This is a genomic window from Pseudomonas sp. DCB_BI (genome assembly GCF_026240995.1).
In the GTDB taxonomy this organism is placed as follows: domain Bacteria; phylum Pseudomonadota; class Gammaproteobacteria; order Pseudomonadales; family Pseudomonadaceae; genus Aquipseudomonas.
In genome coordinates this window covers 21,294-42,022 of record NZ_JAPFCG010000001.1, presented here as the reverse complement: position 1 = coordinate 42,022, position 20,729 = coordinate 21,294, and the positions used below count along the sequence as shown (strand labels likewise).

Annotated in this window: 19 protein-coding genes; 11 read left to right on the top strand and 8 right to left on the bottom strand. The window is 63.4% G+C overall.

From position 1 onward, the window contains the following. Positions 1 to 7: 7 nt before the first annotated feature. The 4 genes from OO258_RS00200 to OO258_RS00185 all read right to left on the bottom strand — a co-directional run bounded on the left by OO258_RS00200 (position 8) and on the right by OO258_RS00185 (position 7,531). Entirely contained in the window at positions 8 to 4,534 is a 4,527-nt protein-coding gene (locus tag OO258_RS00200; protein ID WP_266028364.1) for a hemagglutinin repeat-containing protein, read from the bottom strand. Between the two features lie 27 nt (positions 4,535 to 4,561). After that, on the bottom strand, positions 4,562 to 6,244 hold the full coding sequence (locus OO258_RS00195; protein ID WP_266028362.1) for a ShlB/FhaC/HecB family hemolysin secretion/activation protein: 1,683 nt from the start codon (positions 6,242 to 6,244) through the stop codon (positions 4,562 to 4,564). Between the two features lie 158 nt (positions 6,245 to 6,402). Beyond that, positions 6,403 to 6,957 (bottom strand): L,D-transpeptidase family protein, encoded by a 555-nt coding sequence (locus tag OO258_RS00190; protein ID WP_110745696.1) that lies wholly within the window; start codon positions 6,955 to 6,957, stop codon positions 6,403 to 6,405. A 22-nt stretch (positions 6,958 to 6,979) separates the two neighbouring features. Then, positions 6,980 to 7,531, bottom strand: a complete 552-nt coding sequence (locus tag OO258_RS00185) for an NUDIX hydrolase (protein WP_110745695.1) — start codon at positions 7,529 to 7,531, stop codon at positions 6,980 to 6,982. A 123-nt stretch (positions 7,532 to 7,654) separates the two neighbouring features. Between OO258_RS00185 and OO258_RS00180 the strand changes: the two genes are divergently transcribed. The 5 genes from OO258_RS00180 (at position 7,655) to purT (ending at position 10,818) form a co-directional block, all read left to right on the top strand. Then, positions 7,655 to 8,254: a CoA pyrophosphatase gene (locus tag OO258_RS00180; protein WP_110745694.1), complete on the top strand. Its 600-nt coding sequence runs from the start codon at positions 7,655 to 7,657 to the stop codon at positions 8,252 to 8,254. 44 nt (positions 8,255 to 8,298) lie between these two features. Further along, positions 8,299 to 8,823 (top strand): gamma carbonic anhydrase family protein, encoded by a 525-nt coding sequence (locus tag OO258_RS00175; protein WP_110745693.1) that lies wholly within the window; start codon positions 8,299 to 8,301, stop codon positions 8,821 to 8,823. Beyond that, positions 8,813 to 9,010, top strand: coding sequence for a DUF1289 domain-containing protein (locus OO258_RS00170; protein ID WP_266028358.1), 198 nt, complete (start codon positions 8,813 to 8,815; stop codon positions 9,008 to 9,010). Before OO258_RS00175 ends, OO258_RS00170 begins: the two co-directional genes overlap by 11 nt. 82 nt (positions 9,011 to 9,092) lie before the next feature. Next, positions 9,093 to 9,560, top strand: coding sequence for a VUT family protein (locus OO258_RS00165; RefSeq protein WP_003252131.1), 468 nt, complete (start codon positions 9,093 to 9,095; stop codon positions 9,558 to 9,560). A gap of 76 nt (positions 9,561 to 9,636) precedes the next feature. Next, positions 9,637 to 10,818, top strand: coding sequence for a formate-dependent phosphoribosylglycinamide formyltransferase (gene purT, locus OO258_RS00160; RefSeq protein ID WP_266028357.1), 1,182 nt, complete (start codon positions 9,637 to 9,639; stop codon positions 10,816 to 10,818). A gap of 130 nt (positions 10,819 to 10,948) precedes the next feature. Here purT and OO258_RS00155 read toward each other — a convergent pair whose 3' ends face one another. The 3 genes from OO258_RS00155 to OO258_RS00145 all read right to left on the bottom strand — a co-directional run bounded on the left by OO258_RS00155 (position 10,949) and on the right by OO258_RS00145 (position 14,547). Continuing rightward, on the bottom strand, positions 10,949 to 12,247 hold the full coding sequence (locus OO258_RS00155; RefSeq protein ID WP_266028356.1) for an MFS transporter: 1,299 nt from the start codon (positions 12,245 to 12,247) through the stop codon (positions 10,949 to 10,951). A gap of 275 nt (positions 12,248 to 12,522) precedes the next feature. After that, positions 12,523 to 13,728 carry a transporter associated domain-containing protein gene (locus tag OO258_RS00150; protein ID WP_266028354.1) on the bottom strand — a complete coding sequence of 402 codons (1,206 nt, stop codon included), beginning with the start codon at positions 13,726 to 13,728 and terminating at the stop codon, positions 12,523 to 12,525. Between the two features lie 9 nt (positions 13,729 to 13,737). Continuing rightward, the gene (locus OO258_RS00145) at positions 13,738 to 14,547 is read right to left on the bottom strand and encodes a cytochrome C assembly family protein (RefSeq protein ID WP_110748000.1); all 810 of its coding nucleotides are present in this window, start codon (positions 14,545 to 14,547) and stop codon (positions 13,738 to 13,740) included. 251 nt (positions 14,548 to 14,798) lie between these two features. Between OO258_RS00145 and ffh the strand changes: the two genes are divergently transcribed. From ffh to OO258_RS00115, 6 genes are all read left to right on the top strand, one after another. Beyond that, on the top strand, positions 14,799 to 16,175 hold the full coding sequence (ffh, locus tag OO258_RS00140; protein WP_003252139.1) for a signal recognition particle protein: 1,377 nt from the start codon (positions 14,799 to 14,801) through the stop codon (positions 16,173 to 16,175). A 258-nt stretch (positions 16,176 to 16,433) separates the two neighbouring features. Next, positions 16,434 to 16,685, top strand: a complete 252-nt coding sequence (gene rpsP / locus OO258_RS00135) for a 30S ribosomal protein S16 (protein WP_003252142.1) — start codon at positions 16,434 to 16,436, stop codon at positions 16,683 to 16,685. A gap of 5 nt (positions 16,686 to 16,690) precedes the next feature. After that, entirely contained in the window at positions 16,691 to 17,227 is a 537-nt protein-coding gene (rimM, locus tag OO258_RS00130) for a ribosome maturation factor RimM (protein ID WP_009683442.1), read from the top strand. A gap of 3 nt (positions 17,228 to 17,230) precedes the next feature. Continuing rightward, complete coding sequence (trmD, locus tag OO258_RS00125; RefSeq protein ID WP_003252146.1) at positions 17,231 to 17,983, top strand: tRNA (guanosine(37)-N1)-methyltransferase TrmD; 753 nt, start codon at positions 17,231 to 17,233, stop codon at positions 17,981 to 17,983. Between the two features lie 42 nt (positions 17,984 to 18,025). Then, entirely contained in the window at positions 18,026 to 18,376 is a 351-nt protein-coding gene (gene rplS, locus OO258_RS00120; RefSeq protein WP_003252148.1) for a 50S ribosomal protein L19, read from the top strand. Between the two features lie 94 nt (positions 18,377 to 18,470). Continuing rightward, the gene (locus tag OO258_RS00115; RefSeq protein WP_266028352.1) at positions 18,471 to 18,878 is read left to right on the top strand and encodes an acyl-CoA thioesterase; all 408 of its coding nucleotides are present in this window, start codon (positions 18,471 to 18,473) and stop codon (positions 18,876 to 18,878) included. Between the two features lie 3 nt (positions 18,879 to 18,881). Here the strand turns inward: OO258_RS00115 and OO258_RS00110 are convergent, their stop codons facing one another. Beyond that, positions 18,882 to 20,717, bottom strand: a complete 1,836-nt coding sequence (locus tag OO258_RS00110; RefSeq protein WP_110748011.1) for a cation:proton antiporter — start codon at positions 20,715 to 20,717, stop codon at positions 18,882 to 18,884. Positions 20,718 to 20,729: the final 12 nt, after the last annotated feature.

Sequence of the window (20,729 nt, the reverse complement as noted above, 5' to 3'; positions counted from 1 at the left end):
GTCTGGATCAGTCCTTTCTCTTACTCACACTCGACGCCCACTGCTCGCTACGGCTATGCCCGCTGGTCCTCAAGAACCCCAGGTCCAGCGCATTTTCCCCGTCTGCCGCACCTTTGCCCTTGGCCATTTCGGCAATAGCGGTGCCCAGGTCTACCGGTGAATTGGACGCATCGAGCGACACGTCCCGACGATAGTCATTGCCGCTTAGGGTTTCCTGGGCCACCGAGTGGGCGTCGAGCGCCACGTTACCCTTGGCAGACTGCAAGCGCGCGGCCAGCAGATGGGCGCTACCACCGACTTGCAGGTCGATTCCGTCGCTGCCTTTCAAGGTGGCTTGCCGGCCTACGCTATCGCGCTGTACGTGCGATACGTCGAGGCTGAAGGTTGGCGACAACCCGGGGTCTGCCTTGCCCAGGGCGGAGCCCGCCTTTTGCTCGACCTTGTTCCCCAAGGGGCGGGCCACTGCGGTGGCCGCGTTGATGTAGCCCTGTGGGTTTTTCTCCTGGCTCAGCCGGGCATCGCCTTTCACGCTCAGGCTATCGACGCTGTCCTTGAGGCTGGCGATGCGCAGGTCGCCATCGATCGTACCGCCAATATGCCCGGCTTCGAGGGTGGCACCTTCAATGAGGGTATCGCCGCGGCTTTGCAGGTCGATGCTGTCGGCGCGCAGGTTGCTGGCGTTCCAGGTAAGGTTGTCGCGTTTGTCGAGCTCCACCTTGAGGCGGCCATGCAGGCCGCGAGTGTCGAGGGCTCCCTTGGCCATGTCGAAACCGGCCCCGGCGCTGATGTCGAGGTTGTCGCGACGTTCCTGGTTGGAGGAAGCCTTCACCAGCATCCCCCCGCTTGTCGCGTCCAGGGCTATCTGTTCGGCGGAGGCCTGCAGGCCTTCGAGGTGCAGGGCGATATCCTCCCGGGCGCTGCTGCTCAAGGTGAGCTTGCCAGTGCTGGCAAACTGGGCATCTAACGACTGGCGGGTATCTTCGTCCTGCTTGCCGTTGCTGAAGTGGCCGCCAATGGCACCGCCCTTGGTACTGCCGGCCTTGGCCGCCAGCTCCAGGCCGCCGCCCAGGCTCGCACCCGTGGCTTGCTGGGTGTTGCTGGCCGGCTTGACCAGCAGCCGGCCGCCGCTTTGCACCTGGATTTCGGCGACTTTCTCCTGGAGGCTGCCAATGCGGGTGCCTTCTAGTGACAGGTCGCCTCCGCTGGTCAATTGTACCTGGCCCTTGGCGTCGATCTGGGCCACCTGGGCGTTGCTCTGCCTGCTCTGCTTCTGGTCGTGGTCGAGATAGCCACGGCCGTCGACCCCAGTGCTGCCCGGGCGGTTGCCGACTTTAACCCAGGCATTGCCCTCAAGCTGCCCCGACTGCTGTCCGGCATGATCGGTTGCCTGTGGTAACGCCAGCGAACCGGCGCTGTGCATGACCACGCTACCGTCGCCGCCATTGATGCGCGCCCCTTCGTAACGCCCATCGCTGCCCAGTTGTACCTGGATGCCCTGTTGCCCGTACAGGCTACCGGGTACGGCGGTGCTGGCGTTGTCCTGTTTGTTCAGCGAGCCGCCTTTGCCGGCAGCGCGTACATTCAGGTCCTCGCCGGTGCTGGTATCCAGGCGCGCGTCGCCACCATAGGCCAGGCGTTGCAGGGTACTTTCCTGGGTATTCGCGGCGGCCTGCATCTGGTGTCGCTGCGCCGCGACCTGCAAGGTCCCGGCGCTGGCCCGCCAGGCCGTACCTTGGTCGGCAATGGTGTCTGCCTTGACCTCGACCGAGGCCCCGGACAACTCACTGACCTGGGCAAAACCACGGCGCTGGTTTTCCAGGCGCTTGAGATGCTCCACGGTCATGTCGGCACCCACGCTGGGCGGCGCCATGGCGTCTTCAGGTGAGGCTTGCTGGAAGCGTGGGGCTTCTTCGCCCAGTACCAGGCGTTCGATGGGGCGGGTCAGGTCACGGTACTCGACACTGGCGCCCAGGCTGCCAGCCCAGTCGTTACGCTGTTGTTCATGTTCCCGGGTATCCAGCACGGCGCGGTTGTCGATGCTTTTGGCGGTCAATTGCAGGGCGTTGCCGGCTTTTACGCGCGCCGCTTCGGTCACCAGGTGTTCGCTCTGCAGCTTGAGGTTGCCGCTAGCCTGCAATTCGCTGCGCTGCACGTTGCTGTCGCGTTCGTGTGCCAGCTCGCGGTTGTGGTGGCCTTCGAACAGGCTACCAAGCCGGTCGATGCCGCCCGTCACGGTCAGCCCGCCACCACTCTGGGTGGTACTGGTGCTGGCGTCGCGGTCGTTACGGGTAGCGCCCAGCGTCACCTGCTGCGCCTGCACGTCCAAATCGCCTGCGCTGGCCTTCACCGAGGAGCCGTTGACCTGTAACCGAGCCCCGCTGCTCAGGCCCACCGATGCGCCCTTGAGCTCACTGGCGACCTGGCTGGTGGTCCGTTGCTCGGCAGTGCTGGTGGCCACCTCATACGCCACGCCGGCCGCATACTGGCGTGACTCAGGCTTACCATCTTCGGCTTCCTGGGTTTGCCTGGCACTGGCGGTGAAGCCGCGCTGCTGTTCGCTGGTTTCGCGTGCTTCGACCACTTGCGTGCTGGCAATCTGCAGGTCGCCCTTGGCCTCGACCTGCAGATGCCCGCCAGCCGCGACCTTGGCACCCTGGATGCGCATTTCTTCGGCGCTGGCCAAACGCAGGTTGCTGGCCGAGCTGACGTCGCTGACCAGCACCTGCTGTTCGCGGTCCGTACTTTCGCGTTGCTTGCCGATCAGGCCGAATAACTTGCTGTCACTCGTGCGCTCGGTGGAGGTGCTGCTGCCGTGGTCTGCCTCGATGGCCAGCGACCCTTTCGTGCTGTAGAGCACCGCGTCCCGCTGGCCGTGCAAGGTACTGCCTTTGATGGCGACCTGATCGGCTGTGACGCTGAGCTTGCCAACGCTGGTGACACTGCTGCCGGAGACAGTTTGGCCATCGGTGTCGTTGCCCTTGCGGTCGCCGAAGAAGGTGCCGGATACCAGGTCGCCACGGTAGTTGCGCCGGGTGGCCTTCTCTTGCAAGGCGGTAGTGCCGATGTCTGCCTGCTTGGCATCGATGGTCAGGTCGCCGCGACTGTGCAGGGTGCTGCCTTGTACGTTGAGGGTGGCATTGGTCTTGACGACCATCTCCTGGGCGTCGAGTCGGCTGCCTTGTGCCGTCTCCTTGTACTGTTCGCTATCGCTGTCCCCGCGCCACAAGTTCTTGCGGTGGCGTATCTGCTCTTCGATGCGTTGGTTGTCTATGCCCGCGACAATGTCCAGGTTGGCGCCGCTGTCGAGTGTCAGCGTACCCTCGGTCTTGATCTCGGCCGCCTTGAGCTGCATGTCGGCACCTGCTTGCAGCCGAATATCACCGGTGCCCTGCAAATGCGTGCCGCGTTGTTGGCGCTCGGTGGTCGTGCGGTCGCGGCTGTAGGTTTCGTTGGTGATGAACAGGAACTTCTTGCTCCAGCTGTCCCGCTCCTGTGCGATGTGCTCGCGGGTATCGGCGTCCAGGGTCAGCTTCTTGCCGGCTTTGACGGTGATGCTTGGGGCCTTGCCATCGACGGTGTCGAGCGTCAGCTCATCGGCTGCTGTGAGGGTCAGTGCACCGCTTTCGCTGCGCAATTCGGCGGGGTTGTCGACCTTGCCGCTGACATGCAGGGCCCCGGCAGACTGGATGTCGATGCCTTCGGTGCCCAGCACCTGTGAAGCCCTGACGCGCACGCCGGCACCTTCGCCAGTGCTTACTACACGGATACGCCCGGCGCGCATTGCGCCGAACAGGCTCGCGTCGATGCTCGAAGGAGTGCCGGGCAAGGGTTCGACAATTTCGTCGCTGGAGCGGTCGATGCGGTTGCGGCCGACGGTGATGTCGAGTGCCTTGCCGGCCATGAGCAGGCCTTTGCTGTCCACACGCGGCGCGATCAGCTCAAGGGCTCCCTGGGTATTGTTCTGGCCGCGCTCCAGTACCTGCAGGGTGCCGCTGGCATTGAGCGTGTCGAGGTACTTGAGTTGCTGCGCTTCCAACTCTGGGGTGCCCACCACGAAGCCGGCGCGGGTGGTGTTGATGAAGCTGCCGCCGTTGAGGGTGATGCCGTTGGGGTTGGCCAGGATGTAGTCTGCCGGTCGGCCGAAGATTTCTTGCGGCCCTTCGATCAGCGAGGCGTTGCGGCTAATCACCTCGTTGAGGATGGTCGAGGCGGCCTGCCCCTGGAACTGCGGGTTGGCGGCCAGGGCACCGGCCAGTTCAGACTGCCCGGCCTGGGTGGCATTGTTCAGCACCACGCCGGGCCTGCCGACGTTGTAGTCGAGGAACTGGTTGTGCGACAGCCCGCTGGCGTTGGGTGGCACGATGTCGATCACGGGTACCCCATGGCCGTTGTTGATGATGGGCGTGCCGCCTGGGCCGCTGGTGGCTTCCAGGCCGCCTTGGGCGATTGCGGCGCTGGACCCCAGCAGGGCGAGGAAGATGGCCCAGCGCAAGGTATCCGGGCGGATGGACGGTGACTGCGAGAGTGTCTGCATGTTCTCGTTCTCTTTGTTGTGGGTGAATCAAATGCTCAGGGTCCACTCCATTACCCAGAAGCCGGGCTCCAGCTGCGGGCGGGGCAGGTCACTGGTGTACAGGGCGCGTTGGTAATCGAGGCGCAGGCGGCTACCGGGCAGGCTCAATTCGACCCCGGCAGCGGCCCCGGCCAAGCGCTGCGATGGCTTGCCTTGGGCAGTGCGGGTCCAGCCCAGGTCAAGGCCAACGTAGGGGCGTACCTGCAACAGTTGATTCCAGGTCGGAGGTAGCGGCTGGCTAAGGGTGTTGCGCCACACGGCGCTGCTGGCGCCGGAGTAGGTGCGCAGGCGAAAACCACGCACGGTCGAATCGTCACTGACCAGCAATTGCTCGACGGCCGGCAGCGGGTCGCTGCTGTACTGCAGGCCCAGTTCGCTCTGCCAGCGCCAAGGGGCAGGGGCCGGGCCCTGGCGTAGGTGCAGCAGGTTGGCGCGGTACTTGCGAAAGTCCGGGCGCAGGCGTTCTGCCCCCAGAGGCGAGCGGTCGGCGCCGAAAGCGTCGACGCCTTGGGCGACGCCGAAGTAGCCATTCCATAAGCCGCCGTCGAGCCACAGCAGGTTGATACCGGCTTCCACCGAGGCCAGGGTCGGGCTCTGCTGGACCACGACGGCACCCGCGCTGCGGTTGATCAGTTGCTTGCGGTCCAGCCGCACGCTGGCGCTGAGCATGCCTTGCTGGTTGCGCCAGAGTACCCGCTCGACGCTCAGGCCCTGGTAGCTGCTGGTGCCGTCGGCGGCCTTGTCGCTGTGGGGCAGGGGTGCCTGGTAGCGCAGCTGGCTGGCGCTGAGGGCGAAGGTCCAGGCACCGTAGGGGATGCTGTAGTACAGCGAGAGACCTTGGCTTTGGCCGGGGGCGTCGAACACGGTGCTGGTCAGCGACAGGCGCAAGTCATCGTTCAGCGCCAGTGGGCTGTCCAGGCCGAGGCCCAGGGTCAGGCGATGGCGACCGGTCAGTTCGCTGCCGCGGTTGTCGAGGCGGCTGTCGAGGTGCCAGCGTGACGCCACCTTACGCGGCTGCAGCACGACCCGGGTGCCGCCCTGCAGCTCGCCTGGCGCCAGGTCGGCGCCGAGGTCGTAGGCGCGCAGGCGGTTGAGCTGGTCGAGGCCTTGTTCCAGGTCTGGCAGGTACAGCGGTTGCCCGAGTAGGCCGGGAAATGCGCCGGACAGTGACAGAGGCAGGTCGGGGCCTGCCAGTTCGATGGATTCGACGAAGCCTTCGACCACGGTGATGTCCAGCGGCGCACCATCCTGTGGCGGTTGCCGCAGGTACGGCCGGCTCGTGGGGTAGCCCGCTTGCACGTAATACTGGGTAATGGCCTTGAGCAGCTGGTTGATGTCGGTGATGCCCACGCAGGCAGGGGATAGCTTGCGCAGGAGGGGCGCCAGCACCGGGGTCGCAAGCTGGTGGTTGCCTGCCACGCGCACGCCGTCGATGGCCCAGCAGCGGGCGTCGGGCGCAGTGGGGGCGGCGATGTCGTCGCTTTCGGTTGGGGAGGGTTCGCGCTGCCAGCGCTCCAGCCGTTGCTGCTGCTCCAGTTGCCGCAGGTCTTGCTGTTGATCGCGCAGTTGCTGGCTGGCCGGGTCGGCAGCCTGCGCCGGGAGAATGGGCTGTATCCCCGGCAGGCAGCAGGCCAACAGCCAACCGGCGATGTGGCGTATCGGGTACGGCATGAAGCACCCCGCAAATAGGTACGGATTACGTACTTGTCTGCGTGGATGCTAAAAAAACAGGCACTCCCCTGGATGCAGGATCCGGCTTAAGCGGCTGTCAGGCGGGTTCTCGCAATGGCGAGGGACGTTTCCTACAAAGTCTGTTGCAACGCTCTATATCAAGGCCGAATCTCGATCAGTGTCCCGTCCCGCACCAGGTCCCACACTTCCTGCATGTCGCGGTTGCGCATGGCAATGCACCCGTCCGTCCAGTCCAGGGTATGGAAGTACCACTCCGGGTATTCATCGTTGATCGGCGTGCCGTGGATCATGATCATGCTGCCGGCACTCACGCCTTCCCGGGTAGCCCGGGCCGCATCGCTGATGTTGGGGTAGTTGATGTGCATGGCCAGGTTGAAACGGTCGCTCTGTTTGCGCCAGTCGAGCCAGTACAACCCCTCTGGGGTCTTCTTGTCGCCCTCGCGCTCCTTGGCGCCCTTGGGCTGCTTGCCCAGCGAGATACGGTAGGTTTTCAGTGGCTCGCCACGGCTGATCAGCTGCAGGCGGCGCTCGGACTTGATCACCAGTACCTTGTCGATCAACGGCTGCATAGCCTGCTGTGAAGGCGACTGGGTTTGCGCTGCCGGCACGGGCTTGCGGACGATGGTCTCGGTGAAGGCCGCCTGGGACACCGAGGTAACGCAAAGGCAGAAAAGGGCTAGCAACCAGCGCATGTAACGGTATCCCTGAAGGCTTTTAGGTGTTGGGCGAAACGGTCATCGGCGGCAGGTATTCATGGCCTATGGGGTAGTGCTGCCCGATGCGGTCGCGATAGTAGCATTCTAGTGTGCGCGCGACCGTGCGGAAAGCCAGCTCGCCCCACGGTATCTCATGTTCCTCGAACAATCGCACTTCCAGGCTTTCGATACCCACGGCGAAGTCCAGGTCCGCCAGTTCGGCGCGGAAGAACACGTGCACCTGGTTGATGTGCGGCAGATCGAACAGCTGGTACAGGCTGGCTTGCCCGACACGGGCGCAGGCTTCCTCGACGGTTTCGCGACGGGCTGCCTGGTCGAGCGTTTCGCCGTTCTCCATGAACCCGGCGGGCAGTGTCCAGAAACCGCGGCGTGGCTCGATGGCGCGGCGGCACAGCAGCACCTGGCTACCCCAGGTAGGCAGCACACCGGCGACGATGTTGGGGTTCTGGTAGTGAATGGTCTGGCAAGACTCGCAAACATACCGCAGGCGGCTGTCGCCTTCGGGGATCCGCTGGGTGACCGGCTGGCCGCACGCGCTGCAGAATTTCATGTGGCGCTCCTTTTGTTCAGGGCTATCTTGGCGCGGCCGCAGGGTTGCCGCAAGCGCAGGGGCTTGGGTGCTTGGCGGCTTTGGTGCATCATGCAAGGCAGGCCTTGGATACGAGCGTGCGCAATGCTGGACGAGCTACTTCGCCGAATGAGCAATCACCAACCCGCGTCACTGGAAACCGACCGACGGTTCCCTGAAGCGGCGGTCCTCTTGCCCATTACCCGCAGCGAAGCGCCCGAACTGGTGTTGACCTTGCGTGCCAAAGGGCTGTCCACCCACGGTGGCGAAGTGGCTTTTCCCGGTGGTCGCCGTGACCCGGAAGACCCGGACCTGATATTCACTGCCCTGCGCGAGGCCGAGGAGGAAATCGGCCTGCCGCCTGGCCTGGTCGAGGTGATCGGCCCGCTCAGCCCACTCATTTCGCTGCATGGCCTGAAAGTGACGCCATTCGTCGGGGTTATCCCCGACTTCGTCGAATACCGCGCCAACGACGCCGAAATCGCGGCAGTATTCACCGTGCCGCTGGAATTCTTCCGCCAGGACCCGCGTGATCATACCCATCGTATCGATTACCAGGGGCGCAGTTGGTATGTGCCCAGTTATCGCTATGGCGAATACAAGATCTGGGGGTTGTCGGCGATCATGATCGTTGAGTTGGTCAACCTGCTGTTCGATGCTGGCATCAGCCTGCACCAACCCCCTGAGCGTTACATCGAGAAATGAGCGGGGCCAACCCCGCCTTCTGCGTCGCAGCCTGAGGAGCAAGCATGAAATACCGCCTGGGCGACCTGCGGGTCGAGAGCCACCCCACCAGTTGGGCCGCACCGAACGCCACACTGATCGGCAATGTGCGCCTGCAGGCCAATGCCAGCGTGTGGTTTGGCGCGGTGCTGCGCGGGGACAATGAGCTGATCGACATCGGCGAAGGCAGCAACGTGCAGGATGGCACGGTCATGCATACCGACATGGGCTCGCCGCTGACCCTGGGCAAGGGGGTAACGGTAGGTCACAACGCCATGTTGCATGGCTGCGAGGTGGGCGACTACAGCCTGGTTGGTATCAATGCGGTGATCCTCAATGGCGCGCGTATCGGCAAGCACTGCATCATCGGCGCCAACGCGCTGATTGCCGAAGGCAAGGAAATCCCCGACGGTTCGCTGGTGATGGGCTCGCCCGGCAAGGTGGTGCGCGAGCTGACCGAGCAGCAGAAACGCATGCTGGAAGCCAGCGCTGCACATTACGTGCACAATGCCCAGCGTTATGCCCAAGAGTTGGTAGTTGATGATGAGTGATGTAGCAGAACGGCCGGTGGCATCGCCATGCGTGAGCATTTGCGCGCTGGACGAGCAGGATATCTGCACCGGCTGCCAGCGTACCGTGGCCGAGATTGGCCGCTGGGGGCGGATGGACAACGATGAGCGCCGGGCGGTGCTCAAGCGTTGCCATCAACGGGCAGTAGAGGCCGGCCTGATCCTTTAGGCCGGGTTGTACCCTGTGGGAGCGGGTTTACCCGCGAACGGCCCAGCGGTAATCTGTACGGCTTGCCCACAGACTACCCGCCATGTTCTATCTGATTGCCTATATCAGCAGCGTAGTGCTGATCAACTACGCCTTTTCCAGCGCCCCGCACCTGGACATCATCTGGTCCGCCTGGGGCGGCCTGGTGTTCATCCTGCGTGACATGGTGCAAACCCGCTTCGGTCACGGTGCGCTGGTGGCCATGCTGGCGGCACTGGTGTTGTCCTATGTCACCTCGGAGCCGGCCATCGCCCTGGCCAGTGCCACCGCGTTCTTCATTTCCGAGCTTATAGACTGGCTGGTGTTCAGCATTACCCGCCGGCCGCTGCGCGATCGCCTGTGGCTGAGCTCGGCGCTGAGCATTCCGGTGGATACCTTCATCTTCTTTGGCATGATCGGCGCACTGACCCCGGCAGTGATCGGCACCGCCATGGCCTCGAAGTTTGCAGGCGTTACCGCCGTGTGGCTGGCCATGGCATTTCGCGCCCGGCGGGCCGCCGTGGCCGGTTGATGGTGTAGAATAGCGGTCCTTTTTCAGCGGGCCGCGCCAAGCCTGGCGCGGCCCCGGATGCCTTCGAGGACCTGAAATGACCCGTATCGGAACCCCCTTGTCGCCCAGCGCGACCCGTGTACTGCTGTGCGGCTGTGGCGAGCTGGGCAAGGAAGTGGTGATCGAGCTGCAGCGCTTGGGCGTCGAGGTGATCGCCGTTGACCGCTACGCCAATGCCCCGGCCATGCAGGTTGCGCACCGCAGCCACGTGGTCAACATGCTCGATGGCGTGGCCCTGCGTGCCGTGATCGAGGCCGAGAAGCCGCACTATATCGTTCCGGAAATCGAAGCCATCGCCACGGCCACCTTGGTCGAGCTGGAAAACGAAGGCTTCAACGTGGTACCGACTGCCCGCGCCACTCAGCTGACCATGAACCGCGAAGGCATCCGCCGTCTGGCCGCCGAGGAGCTTGAGCTACCAACCTCGCCCTACCACTTTGCCGACACTTACGAAGACTTCGCCAAGGGCGTGGCCGATGTCGGCTACCCGTGTGTGGTCAAGCCGGTAATGAGCTCGTCGGGCAAAGGCCAGAGCCTGCTGCGCAGCGATGCCGACCTGCAGAAGGCGTGGGACTATGCCCAGGAAGGCGGCCGCGCCGGCAAGGGCCGGGTGATCGTCGAGGGTTTCATCGACTTCGAGTACGAAATCACCCTGCTGACTGTGCGTCACGTCGGCGGCACCACGTTCCTCGAGCCGGTTGGCCACCGCCAGGAAAAGGGCGACTATCAGGAGTCGTGGCAGCCACAGGCCATGAGCCCGAAAGCGCTGGCCGAGTCGCAGCGCGTGGCCAAGGCGGTGACCGATGCCTTGGGCGGTCGCGGTCTGTTTGGCGTGGAGTTGTTCGTCAAGGGCGACCAGGTGTGGTTCAGCGAAGTGTCGCCGCGCCCGCATGACACAGGCCTGGTGACCCTGATTTCCCAGGACCTGTCGCAGTTTGCCCTGCATGCCCGCGCCATTCTTGGCCTGCCGATCCCGGTGGTGCGCCAGTTTGGGCCGTCCGCTTCGGCCGTGATCTTGCCAGAAGGGCAGTCGCAGCAGACCAGCTTCGCCAACCTCGGTGCGGCGCTGAGCGAGCCGGATACTGCCATCCGCCTGTTCGGCAAGCCGGAAATCAACGGTACCCGCCGCATGGGCGTGTGCCTGGCGCGTGACGAGTCGGTCGAACTGGCACGGGCCAAGGCGACCCGCGCTTCGCAGGCGGTAAAGGTCGAGTTCTGATCTGAAACCGCGGGGGGCCGCGTTGCGGCCCATTCGCGGGGCAAGCCCGCTCCCACAGGCCTGAAGCCTGTGATATTCCTGTGGGAGCGGGCTTGCCCAGCGAATGGGCTGCAAAGCAGCCCCAGTTCACTCAAAGTGCGGTATTACGGGTTTCTTTCAGGCACAACACGGCAATCAGGCTGATCACCGCCGCCGCCGACACATAACCCCCCACCCAGCTCAACCCGCCCATGCTCACCAGCTTCTGGGCAAAGAACGGTGCTGCCGAGGCGCCAACGATGCCGCCCAGGTTATACGCCGCCGAGGCCCCGGTGTAACGCACGTGAGTCGGGAACAGCTCGGGCAGCAATGCCCCCATCGGCGCGAAAGTCACGCCCATCAGGAACAGCTCGATGGCCAGGAACAGCGCCACGCCAGCGGTCGAGCCCGAGGTCAGCAGCGGCTCCATGGTGAAGCCTGAAGCCACCGCCAGCAGCCCACCGACGATCAGCACCGGTTTGCGCCCGTAACGGTCGCTGAGCCAGGCCGACAGCGGCGTGGCCAAGGCCATGAACACCACCGCGAAGCACAGCAGGCCAAGGAACGTCTCGCGGCTGTAGCCGAGTGTGGTCACGCCGTAACTCAGTGAGAATACCGTCGAGATGTAGAACAGCGCATAGCACACCACCATCGCCGCAGCGCCCAGCAGGGTAGGGCGCCAATGCTTGGCGAACAGGTCAACCACCGGCATTTTCACCCGTTCCTGGCGGGCGACCGCCTTGGCGAACACCGGGCTTTCTTCAAGTTTCAGGCGCACATACAGCCCCACCAGTACCAGCGCAGCACTGAGCAGGAACGGAATACGCCAGCCCCAGTCGCGGAACTGCTCGTCGCTCAATGTCATCGCTAAGGTCAGGAACAGGCCGTTGGCCGCCAAGAAGCCAATCGAAGGGCCTAGTTGCGGGAACATGCCGAACCAGGCGCGCTTGCCTTCCGGCGCGTTTTCGGTGGCCAGCAGCGCCGCGCCACCCCACTCGCCGCCCAGGCCCAGGCCTTGGCCGAAGCGCAACAGGCAAAGAATGATCGGGGCCCATACGCCAATGCTCTCATAGCCCGGCAGTACGCCAATGGCGGTGGTGGACACGCCCATCAGCAGCAGCGAAGCGACAAGGGTCGACTTGCGACCGATACGGTCGCCAAAGTGGCCGAACAACGCCGAGCCCAGCGGCCGGGCGAGGAAGGCGATACCAAAGGTAAGGAAGGCCGCTAGCATCTGTGCGGTGCCCGACCCGGACGGGAAGAACACCGGGCCGATCACCAGGGCGGCGGCCGTGGCGTAGACGTAGAAATCGTAGAACTCGATGGCGGTGCCGATGAAGCTGGCAGTGGCTACCCGGGCAGGTGAGTTCACCGGCGCGGCAGGCGCCTCGGCATAGGTACTGCTTGTCATTAAGTAGGTCCCTGACAGTCTGGTCCGGCCCCATGGGCTTGGCCTGCGAAGGCATGCATGCAACAGGGCAGGCACGGCTGCGCGGGCGCCGGAGCGTTTTGTTGTTGTGTGCGCCTGACTGACGATAGCCCAAGGGGGGTAGGGGCAGGGCGGGGGACTGTTCGGGGTGTTGAAGCAGGACCGCGGGGCGTGTCAGTGAAGCGGACTGGCCGTGGAACGCCGGGTGCGGGTAGCAGGCGTGACGACGGGGCTGGGTAAGCGTGACCCGAGTATAGCTAGCGGGTCACAGTCCACACCAGTACCTTGCTGGCACAATTGTCCTCGGTTTCGAGGATTTCCAGTCGATAGCGGCCGATCTTCAGGCAAACGGCGCTTTCCGGGATGCTTTCCAGTGCTTCGGTAACCAGCCCGTTGAGGGTTTTCGGCCCGCCGTCGCAGGGCAGGTGCCAGCCCAGGGTACGGTTGATTTCGCGCAGCGACGCAGTGCCATCGATGACGAAGGTGCCATCGGGCTGCGGGTGCACGTGGGGGTTTTGCAGGCTTTGCTCGTCCTCGAACTCGCCGACGATCTCTTCGAGGATGTCTTCCAGGGTGACGATCCCCAGCACCTCGCCGTACTCGTCCACCACCACGCCCAGGCGGCGCTGCTGCTTGTGGAAGTTCAGCAGCTGCATTTGCAGCGGCGTGCTTTCCGGTACGAAGTAGGGCTCGTAGCAGGCACCGTGCAGCGCTTCCAGGGTCAGCTCGGCCTTGGGCAGCAGATGGCTGATCAGCTTGGTGTTGAGGATCGCTTCGACCTGGTTGATATCGTTGTGGTAAACCGGCAGGCGGGTGTGGCGGCTGACGATCAGCTGCTCGATGATGCGCTCGATGGGCTCGTCGAGGTTGATGCCGTCCACCTCGTTGCGTGGCACCAGAATGTCGTTGACGGTGATCTTGTCCAGCGATTGCAGGCCATCGAGCAGGCCGTGGCGTGGCAGTTCGTGCTCTTCGTCTTCGTCCTGGTCGTCATCCTCCTGCGGGTGCAGGGCGACTGCCGTAGGCTGTGCGCGGAACGGGCGCAGGATCAGCCTGGCGCAACCGTCGAGCAGGAAGGCGACGGGTTGCAGGAGTGTCAGCGGCACTTTCAGCAGGCTCACGCCCAGGCTTACCAGTGCCTGCGGGTTGCGTCGGGCCAGGCGGCGCGGCAGGTATTCGGCGAAAACGAGCAACGCCAACGCGGCCCCCACGCCGGCCAGCCAGAAACCGTGTTCACCGTTGTAGCGCTGCCCGATCAGGCAGGCCAGGCCAAGCACCAGCAGCTTGCCGAGGCTGGCGCAAAGCACCAGCGCCTGGGCGGGCAGCACTGGCTGCCCGTCATCGCCATTGCGCAGCGAGCCATTGAGTTGCAGGCGGGCCACATCCACGGCAGTGAACAGCGCTGCCCAGAGCAGCGCCAATGCCAGGGTGACTGATAGCGGTGCGTACGGCAGGGTGTCCATAGGCGGCCGTCAGATGTGCAGGATGAATTCGCGAACCAGCTTGCTGCCGAAATAGGCCAGCATCAGCAGGCAGAAACCGGCCAGCGTCCACCGGATGGCCTTGTGGCCACGCCAGCCCAGGCGTGTACGGCCCCACAGCAGCACGCTGAACACCACCCAGGCAACGCAGGCCAGCAGGGTCTTGTGCACCAGGTGTTGGGCGAACAGGTTGTCGAGGAACAGCCAGCCGGAGATCAGCGACAGCGACAGCAGGCACCAACCGGCCCACAGGAAGCCGAACAGCAGGCTTTCCATGGTTTGCAGGGGCGGGAAGTTGCGGATCAGCCCGGACGGGTGCTTGTTCTTGAGCTGGTGGTCCTGAAGCAGCAACAGCAGCGACTGGAACACCGCAATGGTGAACAGCCCGTAGGCCAGGATCGACAGCAGGATGTGCGCGAGGATGCCCGGTTCTTCGTTGATCAGCGGGACTGTGCCGGGTGGCGCGAACTGCGCCAGCAGCGCTGTTACCGCGCCCAGCGGGAACAGCAGCACCAGCAGGTTTTCTACCGGTATGCGCAGGCAGGCCAGCAAGGTCAGGGTAATGACCGCAACGGCGATCAGGCTGGCGGCGCTGAAGAAGTCCAGGCTCAGCCCCAGCGGGGTGATCAGCTGGAAGAACAGTGCGCCGGCCTGGGCCAGCACCGCGAACGCACCCAGCAGGCCAAGCAGGCGTTTGTCGGCCTTGCGGCCCTGGGCCAGGTGAGAGCCCTGGTAGATGGCCGCTGCTATATAAAGGCCGGCGGCGATCAGGTTGGGGATGAGGCTGGGAGAGGAGACCATAAGTCCTGGTTGGCGAGCCTTAAAGAGACGGAGTTTGGCATAGATTCCGCTGCTCAAGGAAGACTGAAGGCTTGTGTCAGGGCATTCGCGGGCTCGCCCGCGAAGCGGCCAGCACAACCACCGAATATCTCCCAAGGTGTGCGGCGGGGCCGCACTTCGCTATAATCGCCGCCTTGCTGTGCCCGGCAGGTGTGCATTTCCCTGCGGGCGCCTGACAAACCTCGGCTTTTACTGGGCCTGAAAGGATCACCATGTTCGAAAACCTGACCGACCGCCTGTCACAGACGCTGCGCCATGTCACCGGCAAGGCCAAGCTGACCGAAGACAACATCAAGGACACGCTGCGCGAAGTGCGCATGGCCCTGCTCGAGGCCGACGTTGCCCTGCCGGTGGTCAAGGATTTCGTCAACAGCGTCAAGGACCGTGCGGTCGGTACCGAGGTGTCGCGCAGCCTCACCCCGGGCCAGGCGTTCGTGAAGATCGTCCAGGCCGAGCTGGAAAGCCTGATGGGCGCGGCCAACGAAGACCTCGCGCTGAACGCCGCCCCACCTGCCGTGGTGCTGATGGCGGGCCTGCAGGGCGCCGGTAAGACCACCACGGCCGGCAAACTTGCGCGCTTCCTTAAAGAGCGCAAGAAAAAGAGCGTGATGGTGGTGTCTGCCGACGTCTACCGCCCGGCGGCGATCAAGCAGCTGGAAACCCTGGCCAACGACATCGGCGTCACCTTCTTCCCGTCCGACATCAGCCAGAAGCCGGTGGCCATTGCCGAAGCGGCCATCCGCGAAGCCAAGCTGAAGTTCATCGACGTGGTCATCGTCGACACCGCCGGCCGTCTGCACATCGACGCCGACATGATGGACGAGATCAAGGCACTGCACGCCGCCGTCAAGCCGATCGAGACCCTGTTCGTGGTCGACGCCATGACCGGCCAGGACGCCGCCAACACCGCCAAGGCCTTTGGCGAAGCGCTGCCGCTGACCGGCGTGGTGCTGACCAAGGTCGACGGTGACGCCCGTGGCGGTGCCGCGCTGTCGGTACGCGCCATCACCGGCAAGCCGATCAAGTTCATCGGTATGGGTGAGAAGACCGAGGCGCTCGAGCCGTTCCACCCCGACCGCGTCGCTTCGCGCATTCTCGGCATGGGTGACGTGCTCAGCCTGATCGAGCAGGCCGAGCAGACCATCGACAAGGCCAAGGCCGACAAGCTGGCCAAGAAGCTGAAGAAGGGCAAGGGCTTCGACCTCGAAGACTTCCGTGACCAGCTGCAACAAATGAAGAACATGGGCGGCCTCGGCGGCCTGATGGACAAGCTGCCGAGCATCGGCGGGGTCAACCTGTCGCAGATGGGCAATGCCCAGGGCGCGGCCGAGAAGCAGTTCAAGCAGATGGAAGCGATCATCAACTCCATGACCCCGGCCGAGCGCCGCGACCCTGACCTGATCAGCGGTTCGCGCAAGCGCCGTATTGCCTTGGGTTCCGGTACCCAGGTGCAGGACATCGGCCGGCTGATCAAGCAGCACAAGCAGATGCAGAAGATGATGAAGAAGTTTTCTGCCAAGGGCGGCATGGCCAAGATGATGCGCGGCCTGGGCGGGATGCTGCCAGGCGGCGGCATGCCGAAGCTGTAACCCTATTCCGGGCGCCTGCCGTTTGTCCGGCAAGTGCCCAGAACCCCCGCTGTAGCGGGGCAACGGCCGCGAATTACGCGGCGCAACCGGCAAATCTGGACGGTGGGGCAAGGCCTTGCCGAAAAAGTCATTTGCAAATGTCCGTGTATTCCCCGAGAATATGCGGCCTTTTGGGCACCCGTGTGCCTATTTGGCATTCAGATTTGCAGTACCAGCTGCTGTATCAACTGCAGCACCGACTATAGGAACGATGTTCACATGGTAACCATTCGTCTGGCCCGTGGCGGCTCGAAAAAGCGCCCATTCTACCACCTGACCGTGACCAACTCGCGTAACGCCCGTGACGGCCGTTTCGTTGAGCGCGTAGGTTTCTTCAACCCGATCGCTGCTGGCGCCGAAGTCAAGCTGTCGGTCAACCAAGAGCGCGTCACCTACTGGCTGAGCCAGGGTGCACAGCCGTCTGAGCGCGTTGCTCAGCTGCTGAAGGAAGCTGCCAAGGCCGCTGCCTGAATAGTATGAACGCGACGCCAGAAAAGGCTGACGACCTCATCGTCGTTGGCAAGATTTTTTCGGTTCACGGCGTTCGCGGCGAGGTGAAGGTGTATTCCTTTACCGATCCGATTGAAAACCTGTTGGATTATCCGCGCTGGACGCTTCGGCACGAAGGCAAGGTAAAGCAGGTCGAGCTGGTTAGCGGTCGTGGCTCCCAAAAGGGCCTGGTCGTGAAGCTGAAAGGCCTCGATGATCGCGATGAAGCCCGTCTTCTGAGCGGTTACGAAATCTGCATTGCGCGGAGCCTTTTGCCCAACCTGGCTGCCGACGAGTACTACTGGTACCAGTTGGTAGGTCTGAAGGTCATCAACCAGGACGAACATCTGTTCGGCAAGGTCGATCACCTGTTGGAGACCGGTGCGAACGATGTAATGGTGGTCAAACCCTGCGCAGGCAGCCTGGATGATCGCGAGCGTCTGTTGCCCTATACGGAGCAATGCGTGCTGGCAATCGACCTGGAAGCAGGCACGATGCGGGTTGAGTGGGACGCGGACTTCTAAACGATGGGTAACCTTCGCGTAGACGTCATCACGTTGTTCCCCGAGATGTTCTCGGCCATCACGGAGTACGGCATTACCAGCCGCGCGGTGAAACAGGGGTTGCTTCAGGTGACTTGCTGGAACCCGCGGGACTACACCACAGATCGTCACCACACGGTAGATGATCGGCCGTTTGGCGGTGGTCCGGGCATGGTGATGAAAATCAAGCCTCTGGAAGATGCACTGGTTAGCGCCAGGCAAGCGACCGGAGCAGCGGCGAAGGTGATCTACCTTTCGCCACAAGGCCGCAAGCTGACTCAGCAGGCGGTCAAAGGCCTGGCCGAACAGGAATCGTTGATCCTGATCGCCGGTCGTTATGAAGGCATCGACGAGCGCTTTATCGAGGCTCATGTCGATGAGGAGTGGTCGATTGGTGACTATGTGCTTTCCGGTGGCGAGCTGCCGGCCATGGTACTGATCGATGCGGTTACGCGGCTGCTGCCCGGAGCTTTAGGGCATGTGGACTCGGCGGAAGAAGATTCCTTCACCGACGGTCTGCTCGATTGCCCGCACTACACCCGGCCTGAGGTGTATGCGGATCAGCGCGTTCCCGACGTGTTGCTAAGTGGCAACCATGCACATATCCGGCGTTGGAGGATGAAGCAGTCCCTTGGTAGGACCTTCGAACGACGCGCCGATCTTCTGGAAAGTCGCTCGCTTTCTGGAGAAGAGAAGAAGCTGCTCGAGGAATATCTCCGCGAGCGGGACGATAGTTAAACGTATCGATGGTGGATCGCGTATCCATCTTAGGAGCACAGCATGACCAACAAGATCATCCAGCAGCTCGAAGCCGAGCAGATGAGCAAGGAAATCCCGACCTTCGCACCAGGCGACACCGTTGTCGTCCAGGTTAAAGTGAAGGAAGGTGAGCGTTCCCGTCTGCAGGCGTTCGAAGGCGTTGTCATCGCCAAGCGTAACCGCGGTCTGAACAGCGCCTTCACCGTGCGCAAGATCTCCAGCGGCGTTGGCGTAGAGCGTACCTTCCAGACCTACAGCCCGCAAATCGACAGCCTGGCCGTGAAACGTCGTGGTGACGTGCGTAAAGCCAAGCTGTACTACCTGCGCGACCTGTCCGGCAAAGCCGCTCGCATCAAGGAAAAACTGTCCTGAGGACAGTTTGCCCGGTGGCCGAGGCCGCCTAGCGAGAAAAAAGCAGCCTTCGGGCTGCTTTTTTGCTTTTTGTAACCTCGAAAATGTGATTGCCATGACTACCCGAGACCAGGAAATCCAGCGCCGTACCGAACTGTCGGTAACCCGCGTGACCAAGGCGGTGTTCCCCAATACCACCAACCACCACAACACCCTGTTCGGCGGCACTGCCCTGGCCTGGATGGACGAAGTGTCGTTCATCGCCGCCACGCGCTTCTGTCGGCTGCCGCTGGTGACAGTCTCCACCGACCGCATCGACTTCAAACACCCCATCCCGGCGGGCTCTATCGTCGAACTGGTGGGCTCCGTGATCAAGGTCGGTAATACCAGCTTGCAGGTGCAGGTGGATGTGTTTGTCGAGAACATGTACCTGGATGGCCGTGAGCGGGCCATCCACGGGGTGTTCAGCTTCGTCGCCATTGACGAGGACAAGCGCCCGGTGCCCGTATTGCCCGGCAACTGATGGCTACGAGGCGCCCAGCGTTTTTTCTGCCTCTGCCAGCGGCGCTTGTGGCTGTGGATCGATCAATGACAGCAGCGTCCAGCCGGCCGTGGGCTGCAAGGGTGTGTCCGGACAGGCGACATGAACCCAGCCATGGTTGTCTCGGGCGAACAGCAAAGTGGCACGTTCACCATGCAGTGCCTGGTACTGCGGCCAACCGAAGGCTTCGGTGAGTGTCGTGCTGAACAACTCGCTGCCCTGATGCAGGCGGGTGGCCAATTGCACGTAGGTCATCGGCTTTGAGCCCAGCAACTGGCCGCGGTGTTCTTCGCTGGCTCGATGCTTGTCGCTGCGCTGGTTTTCCAGGCCGCTGGCCAACACGAACAGCCGCTTGTGGCCAAAATCATGGCGAAACCGTGCGCAGGCCAGCGCGTTGATTTCGCCGGCGGGCGAAACGCCCAGCAGGTGCCCCAGGCCCACCAGGTCCAGATGTGCGTCGGCATGCTGCGAAGCCGGGTTACCGAAATAGGTGGGCAGGCCATCCATGCGCGCGGCGCGGATGTTTTCCCAGCTTGAGTCTGTCAGCAGGACGCGGCAACCGAGTTGCTGCAATGCTTTGGCCAGCGTGCGCGCAGGCGGGTTGGCGCCCACCAGCAGAAAGCCACTGGGGGCAGGTTCGGCAACCTTGAGCAGCCGCGCCAGCGGGCGGGCAGTAGCGCTTTGCAGCACTACCGTGCCGATGATCACGGCGAAGGTCAGCGGCACCAGCAACAAGGCTGAGGCGTGGCCCGCCTGGTCCAGGCGGATGGCGAATACCGCTGAAACCGCCGCCGCAACGATCCCGCGTGGTGCAATCCAGGCCAGCAAGGCGCGTTCGCGCCAGTTCAGCGAAGACCCGGCGGTGGAAACCAGTACGTTCAACGGCCTTGCCAGCAACTGGATCACCAGCAGCAGGGCCAGAACTGCTGGGCCGAGGGATAGCAGGGCCTGCAGGTCCAGGCGCGCGGCCAGCAGGATGAACAGGCCTGAAATCAGCAGGACGCTGAGGTTTTCCTTGAAGTGCAGAATCTGCCGCACATCCACGCCGCGCATGTTGGCCAGCCACATGCCCATGACCGTCACGGCCAGCAGCCCGGACTCGTGGACGATCTGGTTGGCGGCAATGAAGATACCCAGCACGGCGGCCAGGGATGCCAGGTTATGCAGGTATTCCGGCAGCCACTGCTCGCGCATGACTTGCCCCAGCAGCCAGCCCCCGGCTGCGCCCAGTGCGCAGCCGCACAGAATGACCCCGGCAAAGGTGAACAGGCTCTGGCTCAGGCCGTCACCACTGGCAATGATGAAGCTGTAGACCACGACCGCAAGCAGGGCGCCGATCGGGTCGATGACGATGCCCTCCCAGCGCAGGATATTGCCGATCGTCGCGTTAGGCCGTACCACCCGCAGCATGGGTACGATCACTGTGGGCCCGGTCACCAGGGTGAGGGCGCCGAACAGGATTGCCAGCGGCCATTCGAAGCCCAGCAGCCAGTGGGTGGCCAGGGCGATCACCAGCCAGGTGGTCAGTGCCCCGATGGTTACCAGGCGGTGCACCACGCTGCCGATCTCCCGCCATTGCGAGACGTGCAGGGTCAGGCTGCCTTCGAACAAGATCAACGCCACGGCCAGTGAAACCAGAGGCATCAGCAGCGGGCCGAACAGTGCTTCGGGGGACAGCCAGCCAAGCAGTGGGCCGGCCACGATGCCGCACAGCAGCAGGAACAGGATGGCTGGCAGCTTCAGTCGCCAGGCCAGCCACTGGCAAGCGAGCGCAGCGGCACCGATGCCACCCACACTCAGAAGGATCTGCTGTTCGCTCATGCGGGCTCCCTA